We start from the raw sequence: 15,112 nt of genomic DNA on the forward strand, positions 1-15,112 counted from the left end.
GGCCTTTTTTATACTACTTTTTTAATGACCCTGAGTTGATGCGTGTAGGTTCTAAGGTCATTATTGAAAATGCCTGTATGGTCTAAACGATCGATTCTTACTTTTCCATTTACGTGAATAACATAGTTGTTGTCCATAATTATACCTACGTGATCAATAGAACCGTTGGCATTATCAAAAAAGGCTAAATCACCAGCCTCGCTTTCTTCAACAAAACTTAGTGCGGTGCCCTGAGTAGATTGACTTTCTGCAGTTCGAAAAAGATGGTATCCGTTAATCTTATAGACCATTTGGACAAAACCGGCACTGTCGATACCAAAAGGTGATTTTCCTCCTTTTAATTCCGGAGAATTTAAATAAAGTAATGCCGTTTTAATCATTTTCTCCTTAGGTTTTACGGAACTAAGAACTACACCACCAAAATTTACGTTTAATGACGGGGTATTGGGAATACTTGAACCAATTAATATGGGTGTTAGTATTTTATTGGAATCTTCAACAAATGATATTAATTCAGCAACATATTGGAATTCCTTAACTGCTAGAATGGTATTAAACTCATCCTCAGATATAAAGGTCAGCTGGTTATTCATTATCCAGCCTTCGCACTTATCGTAAATTGTTTTTATTTTAGACCAGTTTTTTCTACTTTCTAACACTTTGTAATGCTCACCGAACAAAAGTTGGGTAACCATTTCCGAAATTTGATCGGGAGTGCTTCTTACTGGAATAATGCTTAAGTGACAAATACCGTATTGCATGTAACTTTTTTATGCTCTTAGACCCTTTCAATAATTATTGCTGAAGCACCTCCGCCACCATTACAAATTGCAGCAGCACCTAGTTTGGCATTATTTTGTTCCAACACGTTCATTAAAGTTATAAGTATTCGAGCACCAGAACATCCTAAAGGATGACCTAATGAAACTGCACCTCCGTTTACATTAACGTTGCTATCATTTAGACCTAATAATTTCATATTTGCAAGACCAACAACAGAAAATGCTTCATTAAATTCAAAGAATTCAATTTCTTCAATTGATATATTAGATTTCGCTAAAGCTTTTGGTAGTGCTTTGGCAGGGGCGGTTGTAAACCATTCTGGTTCATGAGCTGCATCTGCATAACTTTTTATAACAGCTAATGGTTTTAAATTTAATTCGTCAGCTTTTTTTCTACTCATTAAAACCAATGCAGCAGCACCATCATTAATAGTTGAGGCATTGGCAGCGGTAACAGTGCCATCTTTTGAAAACGCGGGTCTTAAATTCGGAATTTTATCCATGAATACATTGGTGAACTCCTCATCTTTTGCAATTATTTTGGGTTCCCCACGTCTTTGAGGTACTGCTACAGGAATAACTTCATTGTCGAATTTTCCAGCTTCCCATGCTTTAGAAGCCCTTGTGTAAGATTGAATTGCATAAGCATCTTGATCTTCTCTACTGAAATGATACTTAGCGGCACAAGCATCAGCACAGATACCCATGGCATTATCGTCATAAGCGTCGACCAAACCGTCTTTTTGCATGCCGTCGATTAAAGTTGATGGTCCAAATTTGGTACCTGTTCTCATTTGAACATAATGAGGTATAAGGCTCATGTTTTCCATACCGCCAGCGACTACAATATCTGCATCACCTAAAGCTATAGCTTGGGCGCCTTGCATTACAGCCTTCATGCCAGATGCACATACCTTATTAATTGTTGTGCAGGGCACCGTATTTGGAATGCCAGCAAAAATTGCTGCTTGTCTAGCAGGTGCTTGACCTGTTCCTGCTTGAACAACATTACCCATAAGAACTTCATTTACTAGGGCAGGATCTAAATTTATTTTCTTCAATGCACCCTCTATGGCTATAGCGCCCAATCTTGGAGCAGGTATTGTAGATAATCCACCCATAAAGCTTCCGATAGGTGTTCTTACAGCTGAAACAATTACAACCTCTTTCATGTTTTAATTATTTTGATATGACGAAATTACTAAATTCTATAGCAACCAAAGGGATATCGTTTCAATTACCTGTTATCAGTTTATTATTTTCTATTTTTGATGAACATATTAAATTTTTCTTTTGGATAATCTTTACAAAAAGCAATCGCTAATTTTTAAGTATATACTATATATAGCTGCTGTTGCTTTTATTGTTTTTTTCTTACCTAAAGGAGGTAAATTTAAATATGAATTTCAAAAAGGGAAGCCTTGGCAGTTTGAAAACCTATATGCTCCTTTCGATTTTTCGATTAAAAAGACCGATTCTGAAATAACAAAAGAAAAGCAGTCTATTGAAAGTTCCCAGCTTCCTTATTATAATTATGACGAAAAGATTGTTGGCGGTATTCGTGAAAAATTTGAACAGGAATTTGATGAAAAATGGAATAGTTCCGGATTAAGAAATAATCAGAAAAATCGGCTAGAGAACCTTTCAAAGGCGATTTTAGATACAATCTACAATAAAGGAATATTACAAAATAACGGAAAACAAGTACAAGGTGACTTTGTTTACCTCGTTAAAGATAATGAGGCTAGGAAAGTAAGAGTTTCGGAATTTTATAGGGTCAATGATATTAATGAATTAGTGGCTAAAGTTTTAGAAGATAATAATCTTTCGGTCTATACAAATGAGACCCAATCGCTCTTTTTTGATTTGATAGCGCCGAATGTAAGCTTTGATAATAATTTGACTCAAAAAGCAAGAGACGAAGCTTTGTCAAAATTATCATACACTAGAGGTACGGTTGATCAAGGCCGTTTAATTATTGCGAAAGGGGAAGTTGTAGAGGCAGAAAACTTAAAAGTTTTAGAATCATTAAAAGCTGAATACGAGTCAGAACTATGGACCGCAAATAATTATTACTACATCTTAATTGGATATACGGTGTTGGTAGCTCTTGTACTAATAATGCTTTTCTTATTTCTTAAAAAATACAGAAAAACGGTATACGACAATAATGTAAAGGTGACCTTTATATTTTTCAATATACTGTTGATGGTGTTTATTACTACAATGGTCATAAAGTATAATGATCAATTGGTTTTTGTAGTACCATTATGTATTCTACCATTAATATTAAAAACTTTTTTCGATGCTAGATTAGGTCTTTTTGTACATGTACTAGCGGTTTTGATTTTAGGTTTTGTCGTTCCTAATAGTTTTGAATATATTTTTCTTCAGATTATTACAGGTATAGTAACTATTCTAACGGTATCTGAACTTTATAAGAGAGCAAATTTATTTGTCAGTGTAGGTCAGATAACGCTGATTTATATTATTGGCTATTTGGCTTTCCATACGATTCATGAGGGTGATTTAAGTGATATTGAATGGTACACTTTAGGACTTTTTCTATTGAATGGAATGATAACTTTATTCGTACAGCCATTAATTTATATTTATGAAAAGTTATTCGGACTTGTTTCTGATGTATCCTTGTTAGAGCTTTCAGATACTAATTCTAAGCTGTTAAAGGAACTTTCAAATAAAGCTCCAGGTACATTTCATCATTCTTTACAAGTGGCAAATTTGGCGGAGGCTGCAGCAAATGAAATTGGGGCAAATGCCATGTTGGTGCGAGTAGGGGCTTTATACCATGATATTGGTAAGATGAACGATCCTACCTTCTTTACAGAGAATCAGATAACAAATGTAAATCCACATGATGAATTAAGCCCAAGAGATAGTGCTAGAATAATAATTGACCATGTAATCAAAGGAATAGAAATCGCTAGAAAGAATAATATTCCTGATAGAATTATAGATTTTATTCGTTCGCATCATGGGACAACCTTTGTTTATTACTTCTATAAAAAGCAAAAAGACCTTGAGGGTGAGGTAGACGAAGAAGATTTTAGATATCCAGGTCCATTACCTTTCTCCAGAGAAACTGCAATTTTGATGATGGCAGATTCGGTAGAAGCAGCATCCAAAAGTTTAAAAGACCCTACATTTTTGATAATTGATGAATTCGTTGACAAGATAATTTCGGGTCAAATGAAGGCAAATCAGTTTTTGAACGCTGATATTACATTCAAGGAAATAGAAACAATCAAGAAAATATTTAAACAAAAGCTAATAAACATTTATCATTTGCGTGTGGAATATCCTGAGTAACAGTGGTCTAAATTTTTATTTAAAAAAAAATAAAAAATAGTTGTGTAAGACCAGTTATACTTATACATTTGCATCCGCTATTCAAAGCAAATGTTCATTGAAGAATTACTGGAGAGGTGCCTGAGTGGCCGAAAGGAGCGGTTTGCTAAATCGTCGTACCCTAACAAGGGTACCCAGGGTTCGAATCCCTGTCTCTCCGCAACGATATGTTGAGAGACATATTTTTTGATAACCATCTCGGGGTGTAGCGTAGCCCGGTTATCGCGCCGCGTTTGGGACGCGGAGGTCGCAGGTTCGAATCCTGCCACCCCGACTAATTGAAAGTAAAACCCTGATAACCAATTGATTGTCAGGGTTTTATATTTTTAGGAATACTACCAAAACGTACCAAAACGGTACATATTATACCTCGAACGTGTCCTATTACGTGTCCTATTTTTATCAAAGATCTTCTTAAGTTCTGTGTATAAAGGGTTTTAATATTTGAGTTCTCGGGGAACTCGGATTTGAACATAAATCATAAATTTTGATGGTATGTAATAAATTTCTTTTTAGCTAATTTTATTTGGTTACCCTTTATACCAGTCAGTGTACCACGTCTTTAACTAAATTTCATAGCTTTTAATTTTAAACTTTTTGATGTAATTTCTTTTTTATGATTTTTTAAAAGTTAGTTTTGAAAACTAATAAAAATTTTAAATTTATGCCCATTTATAAAAAGTAAGCCAAAAAATATAGCGCTTCTTTTTGCAGTTTGTTGATTTCAAATCGTTTCATATCTAGGTACTTATCAATTAAGAATTAACTTGCCAAAATACAAAGGTTTATGAAATGTACCACCAGTGGGAGATCAGGCATAAGACATCCGTTGCCTTCCTAGGTTTTCATCCCGGCGATAAAAATTGATTCTTGTTGATGTTGCGGTTATTACTTTTTGAATATTTTCAATGGCCAAGTCTGCAAAGGGTATTGCGATTTCGGCCTTCCAATGATTATCCATATCATCCTGCTTATTTAGTGTTCCCTAGACAGTTACTGCTGTTCTTATTCCTTTTAAATTAAATAGAACTGTTTTAGAGACATCGATATTCAGAGTATCTACGATATAACTATCAAAGAGAACATTCGCCTGAGATACTTCAATTTCCACATAAGTTTGAGGCGCAATATCAACATCAATAAAAATTTCTATCGCCTCGTTCTCCCATAAATGTTCATCCCTTTGTGTAAATGATGTCTAAATATCTAAAGTATTGCACATAAAGAAAAAATATAAGGTGTTGTCATCATAACATTCCTTGACATATGTCTTTAGACCGGCTTCCTGTATTTCATTTCCAGAACGATTTTCCTTGAGCACTAAAGGCATAATCTGTTGCCAAATGAGGTCATTTTCCATACCCTCGATTACCGGGAATACTTAGGTAAACGTCGCTTTAATCGTATCAGTTGGTGTAATTTGGGTACACTGCATGAGTAGAAGTAAAGTCCTAAGAACGAAAAGATATTTGGGTGTCATTTGCTTGCTATTTCAAATTGATTTTATATGGTATTGCCAAATGAGATACCCTGATTTAAGGATACAGCCTTATGACAATTCAAATTTGACAATAGCTTTTTCAAGATGCTTTGTGTTATCAATTATTAAAGTATACAAATTTCTGTCGTTTTCTTGTACTATTTTTTGCTTTGACAGCTTTACATCTTCCGAATTGAATGTTAACTTTCTATCGGATTCTATTTTGAGGGTTAACTGCCTATCACTGAGTTGCCCATTTAATTTAGTTGTTTCGATAAAATCAATGTCAATTTTATCTTCACGAATTCGCACTTTCGAACAAATGTGATGTACAAGCTGATTTCTAAAGGAGGTAGAATTCTTGGCTAAAACTGTTTCGGGTTTATCATCATATGGCTTCAGAAGTTTCACCCAGGCATCTACGATTTCTGAATTGCGACTTGGGTCTTCATGCAGCAGGTTTGGCCAATGCAAACCACAAGTAGGCCCCGTCAGTATTCCAGTTGGTTTTTCACCAAAGTCATCCCAACCAAGCAAATCTTCTCCCCGGTCGATGGTAATTACTCCAGAATCAATCCCAAATAATTCAAATTGAGCACCTTCGGCATTAAACATATTATAAAAAGGGGTATTTATATATTCAATTCCACGTTTCTTTACTACTCCGGCCATACTGATTTGATGCTCACCCGTTAAACCAAAACCATGTAAAAAAGCGGTGGGCACAAAGGAAGTTGGAAAAGAACCTAATCGATTTTGATACAATAATTTTTCAAAATGATCAAGGTGAAGTTCAACCTGGTCAAGAGGCCGCATTGTTCCTGAGCTATCGGCCCATTCTGCCCTGGTCATATTTTTATCTTGCCAATATTCATGCCCTACGCCATGCATTGTTAGCTCATAATGATCTTGATTATTTCTTATGATATCCGCTGCCTCATCCAGCCAGGGTCCCACCCATTTACTGTTATCCCATTTCTCACGCATCCACGTAATTGTTGAAACATTCCGTAAAATATTTTCCCTGTCCCATTCACAAAGTATAGTTGCTGCCTGTGGCCGTACGTCCAATTTTATTCCTAGATCTACAATCGCCTGATAATCCGCAGGAACGTGATTTCTACTTATGCCTGTTCGGTATGGCTCTTGACGTTTATGGCCGTCCTCTCCAGACCACCAGCCCACATCATCGATAACTATCTGAATTGGCATGGGTATAGTCACGCTCAATTCGTCATTACGAACAGAACGCCTGCCGGTAAATGCCACCAAATTAGAAGTTGCCAGTCCGGCACCGATCAATGCCGATTTTATCGTGAATTCACGTCTAGTTATATTTTTCATCAAATTCTCTTTTAATTTCTGATTATCAATTTTAAAGTCCTAATCTAAATGTTGAGCCAATATGTAAATTTAAAAACCAATGCACGGTTCTTACTGGCAAAATTTGCCGGAAAATAATTTTCCGTATAAACTATAAAGAAATCGGAAGCCGGTTTGTAGCGCCATTGGACCCTTGCGTTTAAATTCATATTGTCGGTCAAATTATTATACTGGTAAAAGCCTGTAAAGAATATTTTGTCCGTAAAAGTTACATCTAGCTTTGGACCCAAAAGAAATAACTCTTCATCTCCATAATCATCGGGTAACTTTAGATTGTTGTGATCGAAGCGCATAGAAATAGTCGCATAAGGCTGAAAGCGCATGTTAATCTCACCGCCTAAATTAAGATTGGTACCATTATAGAACCCTCCATAAGTAGCGTTCAATAAAAAGTTGAATTTTCTTGTTGTGTTACTTTGGTATGTGGCAGAAACTGTATTCCAACGATATGCTTCACCTTTCAAAAACGTTCTGTTGTCAATAGTATTGACGGGGCTAAAATCAAGGGTCAATCGCTGATAGATATCTTTATATTCGATCAATAGGTTGGAGGAGTTTTTAAAATCAAGACCATAGCCAACAGTATACGCTCGGTCTGCCAAGGTTCCGTCGGGCAATAAAATACTGTTTATGCCTATCTGTGGTCCGGTTGATAAAACATGAGTGCTATTTGGGTATATCTTATAGCCTACTTCAGAATAGTAGCCAATTTGGCCTGGATATACAGTGCTGCCGGGAACAAACCCTACTTCCGCATTAAAGTTCTCATTAACGAAGAACCCTCCTAAGTTTGCTTTTAAATTTCGGTCTGCGTACTCAAAAAAGGCGGAACCCGACATTGTCTTTGCTCTATTTTGGGCATCGAAAGACTGAGCTAAAAATGAGCTATGGTACCATTTGTTGTCCTTACTACGAAGAACGAGATCCACATCAACAACCCTATTGTATTTGTTCGGTTTACGAATACCTTCCCTATTTATCTTACGAAAAATACTCGGATGAAAGTATTTAAGGGAATCACCCTCTTGCACTCCCAGACTTTGTTTGTTGACAAAAGTCATTGAAATACTGGATTGTTCCCAGAACATTCTTTGCACCGTGGCAACGGTATAGTTTTGAGCGGGCAGTCCTAATTCCAACATTTTTTTGGTTTGCATGTTCATGACACCAAGTCGCCATTTTTCGTCTAAAGTACCGCTAAGTCTGGTTCCGTATAAAATGGGTACTATCTGGGAAAGACCGGCCGTATCTTGCACAATTCCGATACGCCTCGAGAAAAATGGTCTAGCGGATTCAAAGCCTGCATTCGCAAAGAGGTCGGTGTTTTCTAAGAAGAACTGTCTTCTTTCCGGGAACTGAAATTCAAACCTTGACAAATTAAGAACTTGCTCATCAACTTCAATTTGAGAGAAATCAGGGTTTATAGTAAAATCTAAATTCATGGAAGGGGTTATGCCTACTCTGGCATCAAATCCTGTCTGTAGTCTCGTAGATGATGTAACGGGATCCACTTCCTTATCTTGAAACCCTCCACCGGATACAAAGGGAATAAACGAAATATTTGACTTGGCTTTTGGAATCGGGTCTTCCCAAACAAGTTGTCCGGCATAGGCAAAAGTGCCTGTATAGAATTGTCGAGGGGTTTTCACCCAAGCCGATTTAACGTTTCGTTTTTTATCAAGTCTATCGAAAGTAACATTCCATTCTTTTAAATCACTTTTATATTTGAAGCTTTTGAAAGGGATAGCTAATTCTGCAATCCACTTATCTTTGTACCGCACAACTTTAGAATACCATTTATTATCCCAATAAATATTGAAAGCATTTTCTCCTACACCGCCGCTAGATAAGGTCCCATCACGCTTCGCCCCCGCAGCGGTAACGTTAAAAAAATACCCATTTAGGCGGTCATTATATGGCCCAACAATGAAGGAAACGTTATCATTAAGAGCGTAGTTGAAATCTCTTCGAAGGGTGCTAACCACATCGGGGGTATCATCGTCATAGCAAACAAACGATACATAAACATACTCGTCATTGAATGTCATTCGCGCTTCTGTTTGAAATGGGGCTGGCAGGCTGTCGACGGGAAAATTCTGATACCAATTTTTGGCTACATCGGCTTCCTCCCAGGCTTTTTCTCTAAGAACGCCATCGAGCGTAATTTCTCCATGTGATTTTTTAATCTTCAATTTTGTTCCAGAAAGGTTCTGTCCACGTGCAATTGGGATAAGTAGCAACATCGCCAAAGGGAGAAGACATTTCATGAATTCGGTTCTTTATACATTTCAAATCCGCTTCAACATTTCAAGGAATTTAATAAAAAAAAGGATATGAAAGATATATCAAATTGATTATCTTTCGTTTAATTTCCAATTTAAATTTAAACTATTTCTTTAAATTAAATTAATATGGTTCTTACTGTATGTCCAAACCCTTCAATAGACACTTATGCGTGGCTGGAAACTTTTAAAAATGGAGAGGTAAACCGAATCCGTAAAATTGAGGAGTTTCCTGGCGGTAAGGGAATACACGTGGCCATGGCATTAAAAGAATTGGGCTGTCCTGTTTCTTTAATGGCGAACTGGGCTGGCTCCAATGGGGAATGGATTAAAAGTAATACACGTCTTAACGGCATTGAAATGTTAGGTCCGCAACTTAAAGGGAATACAAGAAAGTGCTATACGTTTAGATCTAAAATTGACAATACGTTTAATAATACGGAATTATTGGAGCCTGGCCCAAAAATGACCGATGGAGATTGGGAGTCGTTTTTAGTCCATTTTAACTTAGCCTTACAAGACTGTAGTTTGGTCTGTTTGTCAGGATCATGGCCAATGGGGGCTCCGGAAGATGCCTATTATCAACTGCTGCAATTGTGCGAGAAAGTTGGTAAAAAGGCCATTTTGGATTGCTCAGGAATTCAATTGAGGAATGCTTTAAAAGGAAAGTTTTTTGGTTTACATATAAACGAAGTAGAAGCAGAGACTTATTTTGGTAACAAAAAGCATACGGAGATAAGCAAACTTTTGAAAAACAAGGTATCCCTATTGGCTCTTACCAAAGGAAAGGACGGTCTATTCCTTCACCTGGACGGTAATTTTGCACATGCCAATGTAGTGTTGAAAGAGGTTAAAAGTACTGTAGGGAGTGGGGACTGCCTAACCGCGGGAATTGCATATGCCATTTTTAAAGGGTATTCGTTAGATAAAATTGCCAGTTATGGCGCAGCTTGTGGTGCGGCAAATTGTATGAACGAGGATTTGGGAATATTAAGACGAGAAGATGTGCAACAATTACTTCCATTGGTTAAGGTGGTCCATGATGATTAAAAGCAAATCCTCAATTAATCTTTGTCTTTATTATGTATTTAGGATGGTTCACAAAATAGTTAGGAGTAACCTTAAAATGATTTAATCTGGTGTGATATGTTTTCAAGGTAAATCAAATACGAGAGTTTTCAATACTATAGCGTATGTGAAAAGCTTTTTATTTATGAAAAATAAATTAAGAACGGGATAAATTGAAACATACAGTAATTAGTAATTGTGTCATATTAACTAAAATAAAACCAAAATGAAATCTACAAGAAGCATCATGAAATTTCTAATAGGGTTACTATTTATTTTTTGTAGTTTTACCTCATGCAAAAATGAAAAGACCATTAACCTTTTCAATGGTCAAGATTTGAGTGGTTGGCATATAGACGTGCCAGAAATGGATACTATTCCAAATACCATAAATCCATTTACAATTAGAAATGGAATGTTAGTTAGCCTGGGCACACCTAGGGGACATCTGATTACTGACAATATTTATAAAAACTATAGACTAACAGTTGAATATCGTTTTGCGGGTGAGCCAGGCAATTGTGGTGTATTGGTACATGCTTCTGAGCCCAGAGCCCTTTATAAGATGTTTCCCAAATCAATAGAAGTACAAATGCAGCATTTAGATGCTGGGGATTTTTGGGTTATTGTAGAAGATATTAAAGTGGATAATATGGTAGAGCGAAGAGGTACTAGGGAAGAATGGGGGATTACAGAGGATAAAAAACGTAGAATACTCAACCTAACGGATAATTCAGAAAAACCTTTAGGTGAATGGAATAAAATGATTATTGAATGTGTCGGCAATGAAATAAAGGTATGGGTAAATGGAGATTTGGTTAATTACGGGTATAATGCAACAGCGGAAAGTGGTCAAATCGCTTTACAGGCAGAAGGATCTGAGGTTGAATTTCGAAAAGTAATCCTAAAACCAATCAATAAACTATCTAATTAGGGAGAACCTTAGAATAAGGCACCATCATTTGGATTTTCCCTCATCCTGTATTTCTGAATCACCTGGATCAAAAGCCAAGAAAAAGGCGGCCAAAACAGCCAAAACAATTCCGATAATTTTAAACGTTCCCGGAACAAAGCCCAATACAATCATGGAAATTACTGCGGTAATTAAAGGCGCCCCAGCGTTGGTCATTGGGGAGACCACCATTGCTTTACCATAACGGAAGGCGTATACCAAACAAAGAGCACCAATTGAATTTAGAATCTGTATTCCAGCAGCCAAAAGAGGACCATCAGCCCCGTAATTGATAGACTCCGAAAAATCTGTCATATAAAGGGCTATGGGAATTAGGGCCAAACCTGTAACGGTCATGTAAAAAAATATGCTTTCCGCGTTCATAGATTCATTTGCAAACTTCATAAAGTAGGCTTGTAGGCCCCACGCCAGTAAAACAATCACCGCAAGTATAAACCATAAATATCCGTAGTCTGTCGTTTCACTTCCATCTGAATAGTCAAATAAAGGGAGCGCCAATAGGGCTAGTATGATACCTATTGTTCCCAAAATACCCGTTCGTTCCTTTAGGAAGGTATAAGAAAGGACTATGGTAACCATGGGAGATAGTGATATAATGGGAAAGATGAGGTAGCTTGGTCCTTCGGTAACAGCATGAAACAGTACCATTTGTCCGCCAGCACCTAATAAACCGATAAGACAACCGTATAAAATGGATTTTTTGTCTTGGTTCAATTTCCAGTTTACCAATTTTAAAGCAATGATTGCCGGTGGAATCATTGTTAGTGCCCACACACAATACACCAAGGTTTCAGGAAAACCATTTTCAGTAGGGAGGCCTGTAAAAGCACCCCAAACACCCCAAAAAACTGTTGTTATTATTGCAAAAACCAACCATAGTTTTGATTTCATATGTAAGGAATTATAGATTTCTCTTTAAAATTAACGTTCCGTCCTCCTCAAGTTCTTGTGCACATGCCCATTTAATAGGACGTCTTACACCCTTGATTTCTAAAACGGGATTAAGCCTAAGGCCTTCCCATGGGGTGCCTATTGGTAGCATAATCACCGCTTGCCTCACTTTTCCGGGTAAAGGATAGCCCGGGTCTAAACTACCTGAAACTTCAAAAGTTTGTGCCGCATCACGCACATGAATGCGCAAAGCGCCAGGTATCCCAGCAATGCCGTCATTAACCAATCCTAATACCAATCCAAGGTATCCTTCTTTTTCAAAAGACCAAATCCAAGAAGGCCGCACCCTGTAACCAATATTTTGAGATAAGTCGTTGAGCGCTTTAGGGTACTTTTCATAATAGCTCAAAAGATTTTCCAACGCAATATCATGCCAGTTCCAAAGTGAAAAATAGTTAGGCCCTACGTCCTTAACATGGGCAATAATGTTTTCATTCCTCATTAAATCGTCAACCATTCGCAAATCCTCTGTATTGCTTTTAGTAATGCCTTGCTCTATGGTAGCACCAATCCAAGAAGGTCTATTGCTCAAGACATCTATCTGTTCGTTTTCTATAAAAATAGTGTCCGTTCTAAGCCAGTTATACGACCTAATAGTGTTCTCTAGGACTTCAGCATTACCTACAAGGTTATAGTCTGGTTGGGTGTTCGTTGTTAAGGGTGTTTTGGACCAATTTATGGCTTGGTGTCCAAAAATTTCAAGAAAGGTATCTCTTGCGATATAATAATCGGGTAGTGGAGAGCCTTCAAAGGGCCATGTATGACCCTCTCCCCAGAACCCATACATACATGTGTCAACATATTCCAAAAGCTCATGCCCATTATACTTTTCGGCCAATAAATCATCCATTTCCTTGAATGCTTTCATAAATTCTGGATGGTCATAACGCGGTGCGTAGTGCACCTTTCCTGGTATACCAATTTGATCGGTAGTGCCTAATTTTACCATGGGCACTTTACCGTTTAAAAAATCGGGCATCGATTGGGGGGAGATTACCGGACTCATTAATTGGATTCGGAAAGCTACCCGCTTTCCATATTTTTTGGCCATTTCAAAAGTAAGGTTCCAATGCTCGGGAAATTCTAATTTGCCGGGTTCCTTTTGAATATCCCTCCAATCTACGCGTATATAAAGTACGTCACCCAGTTCCCACTTGGCCAATTTTTCTATGGTATTTCGTAGACTTCCATATTTCGGTTTTGGAGGGCCAACTTCATCACAAATATAGGTAACCAAGCCCATGCCAAAATTTCTAACATGACCCGTTGCAGGTGTTGTCGTCATTACAACATCACTTCCGGGTACATTGGCCGCCGGTCCATAGTTTATAAAGGGGCCTTGATATAAACGATCGGTAATCGGAGGGGGTGGACCAAAATCAATTGGTAGTTTATTTTGTGCTCCTTCTTTATGGGAACCAAATCCAAAATTGATACCAGAGAAAAACGCTGAGAGGCTGCCGGAAACTAAAAATGATCTACGTTTCATAACTTTTAGAGTAAGGTATTCTCGGGTTTTTGGTTTTCCATGATTTAAGAATAATTTTCTTTCTAGATCAGTATTGGAATATTTTTAAATAGTTATTTGATAGATGCCTACTACATTATCTTTACTATGGTTCACCACATCTAAATTTTGTCAATAATAGGAGTACGTTCCTTCCTTCCTTCCTTCCTTCCTTCCTTACATCCATTTTACCGTACTCGCAAAAACTGTATTACAAATACGGCATCCCTCTAAGCATACCTTGTGAAAAGTTAATGTTACAAAAGGATTAATCAAATATATAAATATTTCATTTACTTTTTAAATTTCATTATTGAAATGTTATGAAAGAATATGTATGTATTTAGAAAGAAATCGTAATGTACTTAATGTAAAATAGTGTCTTACTAGGTTTGGGCATGATAATCTGCAAGGCACTAAGAATAGCTAATTCCAATTTGGGTAATGCTATGCTTTATGTAATGTAAATTACGATTTTGACTTTTCGTGCTCAAATAATATTTGGACTTGATCATTGGTAAGTGCTTGGTCAAATATTCTGATTTCGTCTAGACTTCCTTTAAAAAATTGTGTACCACCAGGATAGTTGCCAAGCATTAAAAGATTAGGGCTACCGCTTTGGGGCTTTATTTTTGATCGTGAAATTAGTTGTCCATTAAGAAAAAACCAGTGCTCATTCCCATTATAAACATACACGCAATGGTGCCATTGATTTATCTCAGGTTTTTGACTCTCAAGAATCGTCCCACCTCCCCAATTCCAAACATCCAGGCCTTTTGTTTTATATCCGGGAGCTCTGTAACCAAATTGAAGTCCAATAGTCTTGGTGGTATCCACAAGGGCAATCATATTTCCGGCATCCATAGAATCTTTAAAAATAGGTTTCCCCTTACTTTTAAACCACCAAGATATTGTGAGAGGACTATCTATAGAAGGCATTTTACCTAAGGTCACATTCATACTAGCAGATTCCCCATCAAAAGAGTAGGCGCTTTTTAGATTGCCAAAACGATCTGTTGAATTCTTTGCGCCATGGGTTTCCAGATTACCTGAATTACCTTGAGCGTCAACGGCACTTCCAGAAAAAGAAAAGTGAATCAAAGTAGGGGGGAGTTCCTCTTGCCTGCACGATGTCAAAAGCATCAATACCAATATGTAATTTGTAAATTTTATCATGGTGTTATTGTTTTAGGTCATTTTCATAAGCGGTAATACAGGTGAGCTATATTGCAAAATTATTTTGCTATTCACCACTAAGCCTTAATTCTATCGGGTTTTAATATTGAGTCGGCTTTATTTGAAATCTTTAGATATCAT

The 15,112-nt window shown here is 37.1% G+C and carries 12 protein-coding genes and 2 tRNA genes; 5 read left to right on the top strand and 9 right to left on the bottom strand.

The window, feature by feature from the left end:
* Positions 1-8 precede the first annotated feature (8 nt).
* Entirely contained in the window at positions 9-761 is a 753-nt protein-coding gene (locus BMY56_RS00100; RefSeq protein ID WP_091618537.1) for a C40 family peptidase, read from the bottom strand.
* Between the two features lie 17 nt (positions 762-778).
* On the bottom strand, positions 779-1,954 hold the full coding sequence (locus tag BMY56_RS00105) for an acetyl-CoA C-acyltransferase (protein ID WP_091618539.1): 1,176 nt from the start codon (positions 1,952-1,954) through the stop codon (positions 779-781).
* A 121-nt stretch (positions 1,955-2,075) separates the two neighbouring features.
* Between BMY56_RS00105 and BMY56_RS00110 the strand changes: the two genes are divergently transcribed.
* The 3 genes from BMY56_RS00110 (at position 2,076) to BMY56_RS00120 (ending at position 4,425) form a co-directional block, all read left to right on the top strand.
* Entirely contained in the window at positions 2,076-4,112 is a 2,037-nt protein-coding gene (locus tag BMY56_RS00110) for an HD family phosphohydrolase (RefSeq protein ID WP_091618541.1), read from the top strand.
* A gap of 110 nt (positions 4,113-4,222) precedes the next feature.
* Positions 4,223-4,311, top strand: a tRNA-Ser gene (locus tag BMY56_RS00115).
* A 39-nt stretch (positions 4,312-4,350) separates the two neighbouring features.
* A tRNA-Pro gene (locus BMY56_RS00120) sits at positions 4,351-4,425 on the top strand.
* A 537-nt stretch (positions 4,426-4,962) separates the two neighbouring features.
* Here the strand turns inward: BMY56_RS00120 and BMY56_RS18530 are convergent.
* The 4 genes from BMY56_RS18530 to BMY56_RS00130 all read right to left on the bottom strand — a co-directional run bounded on the left by BMY56_RS18530 (position 4,963) and on the right by BMY56_RS00130 (position 9,281).
* A complete protein-coding gene (locus tag BMY56_RS18530) occupies positions 4,963-5,112 on the bottom strand; it encodes a hypothetical protein (RefSeq protein ID WP_177170890.1) in 150 nt (49 codons plus the stop codon).
* A 237-nt stretch (positions 5,113-5,349) separates the two neighbouring features.
* A complete protein-coding gene (locus BMY56_RS18535; protein WP_177170891.1) occupies positions 5,350-5,511 on the bottom strand; it encodes a DOMON domain-containing protein in 162 nt (53 codons plus the stop codon).
* Positions 5,512-5,700: 189 nt separating this feature from the next.
* Positions 5,701-6,975, bottom strand: a complete 1,275-nt coding sequence (locus BMY56_RS00125; protein WP_091618543.1) for a hypothetical protein — start codon at positions 6,973-6,975, stop codon at positions 5,701-5,703.
* Positions 6,976-7,019: 44 nt separating this feature from the next.
* The gene (locus BMY56_RS00130; RefSeq protein ID WP_143057753.1) at positions 7,020-9,281 is read right to left on the bottom strand and encodes a carbohydrate binding family 9 domain-containing protein; all 2,262 of its coding nucleotides are present in this window, start codon (positions 9,279-9,281) and stop codon (positions 7,020-7,022) included.
* A gap of 144 nt (positions 9,282-9,425) precedes the next feature.
* On the opposite strand from BMY56_RS00130, the gene BMY56_RS00135 reads away from it, so the two are divergent.
* Both BMY56_RS00135 and BMY56_RS00140 read left to right on the top strand, forming a co-directional pair.
* Positions 9,426-10,346 (top strand): 1-phosphofructokinase family hexose kinase, encoded by a 921-nt coding sequence (locus tag BMY56_RS00135; RefSeq protein WP_091618547.1) that lies wholly within the window; start codon positions 9,426-9,428, stop codon positions 10,344-10,346.
* A 244-nt stretch (positions 10,347-10,590) separates the two neighbouring features.
* Positions 10,591-11,298: a 3-keto-disaccharide hydrolase gene (locus BMY56_RS00140; protein ID WP_245737099.1), complete on the top strand. Its 708-nt coding sequence runs from the start codon at positions 10,591-10,593 to the stop codon at positions 11,296-11,298.
* Between the two features lie 24 nt (positions 11,299-11,322).
* On the opposite strand, the gene BMY56_RS00145 is transcribed toward BMY56_RS00140, so the two are convergent.
* The 3 genes from BMY56_RS00145 to BMY56_RS00155 all read right to left on the bottom strand — a co-directional run bounded on the left by BMY56_RS00145 (position 11,323) and on the right by BMY56_RS00155 (position 14,971).
* The gene (locus BMY56_RS00145) at positions 11,323-12,228 is read right to left on the bottom strand and encodes an EamA family transporter (RefSeq protein WP_091618549.1); all 906 of its coding nucleotides are present in this window, start codon (positions 12,226-12,228) and stop codon (positions 11,323-11,325) included.
* Positions 12,229-12,238: 10 nt separating this feature from the next.
* Positions 12,239-13,777, bottom strand: coding sequence for a hypothetical protein (locus BMY56_RS00150; RefSeq protein ID WP_218144539.1), 1,539 nt, complete (start codon positions 13,775-13,777; stop codon positions 12,239-12,241).
* A 486-nt stretch (positions 13,778-14,263) separates the two neighbouring features.
* A complete protein-coding gene (locus BMY56_RS00155; RefSeq protein ID WP_091618551.1) occupies positions 14,264-14,971 on the bottom strand; it encodes a LamG domain-containing protein in 708 nt (235 codons plus the stop codon).
* Positions 14,972-15,112 lie beyond the last annotated feature (141 nt).

The organism is Maribacter orientalis, from assembly GCF_900109345.1.
Taxonomy (GTDB): Bacteria; Bacteroidota; Bacteroidia; order Flavobacteriales; family Flavobacteriaceae; genus Maribacter; species Maribacter orientalis.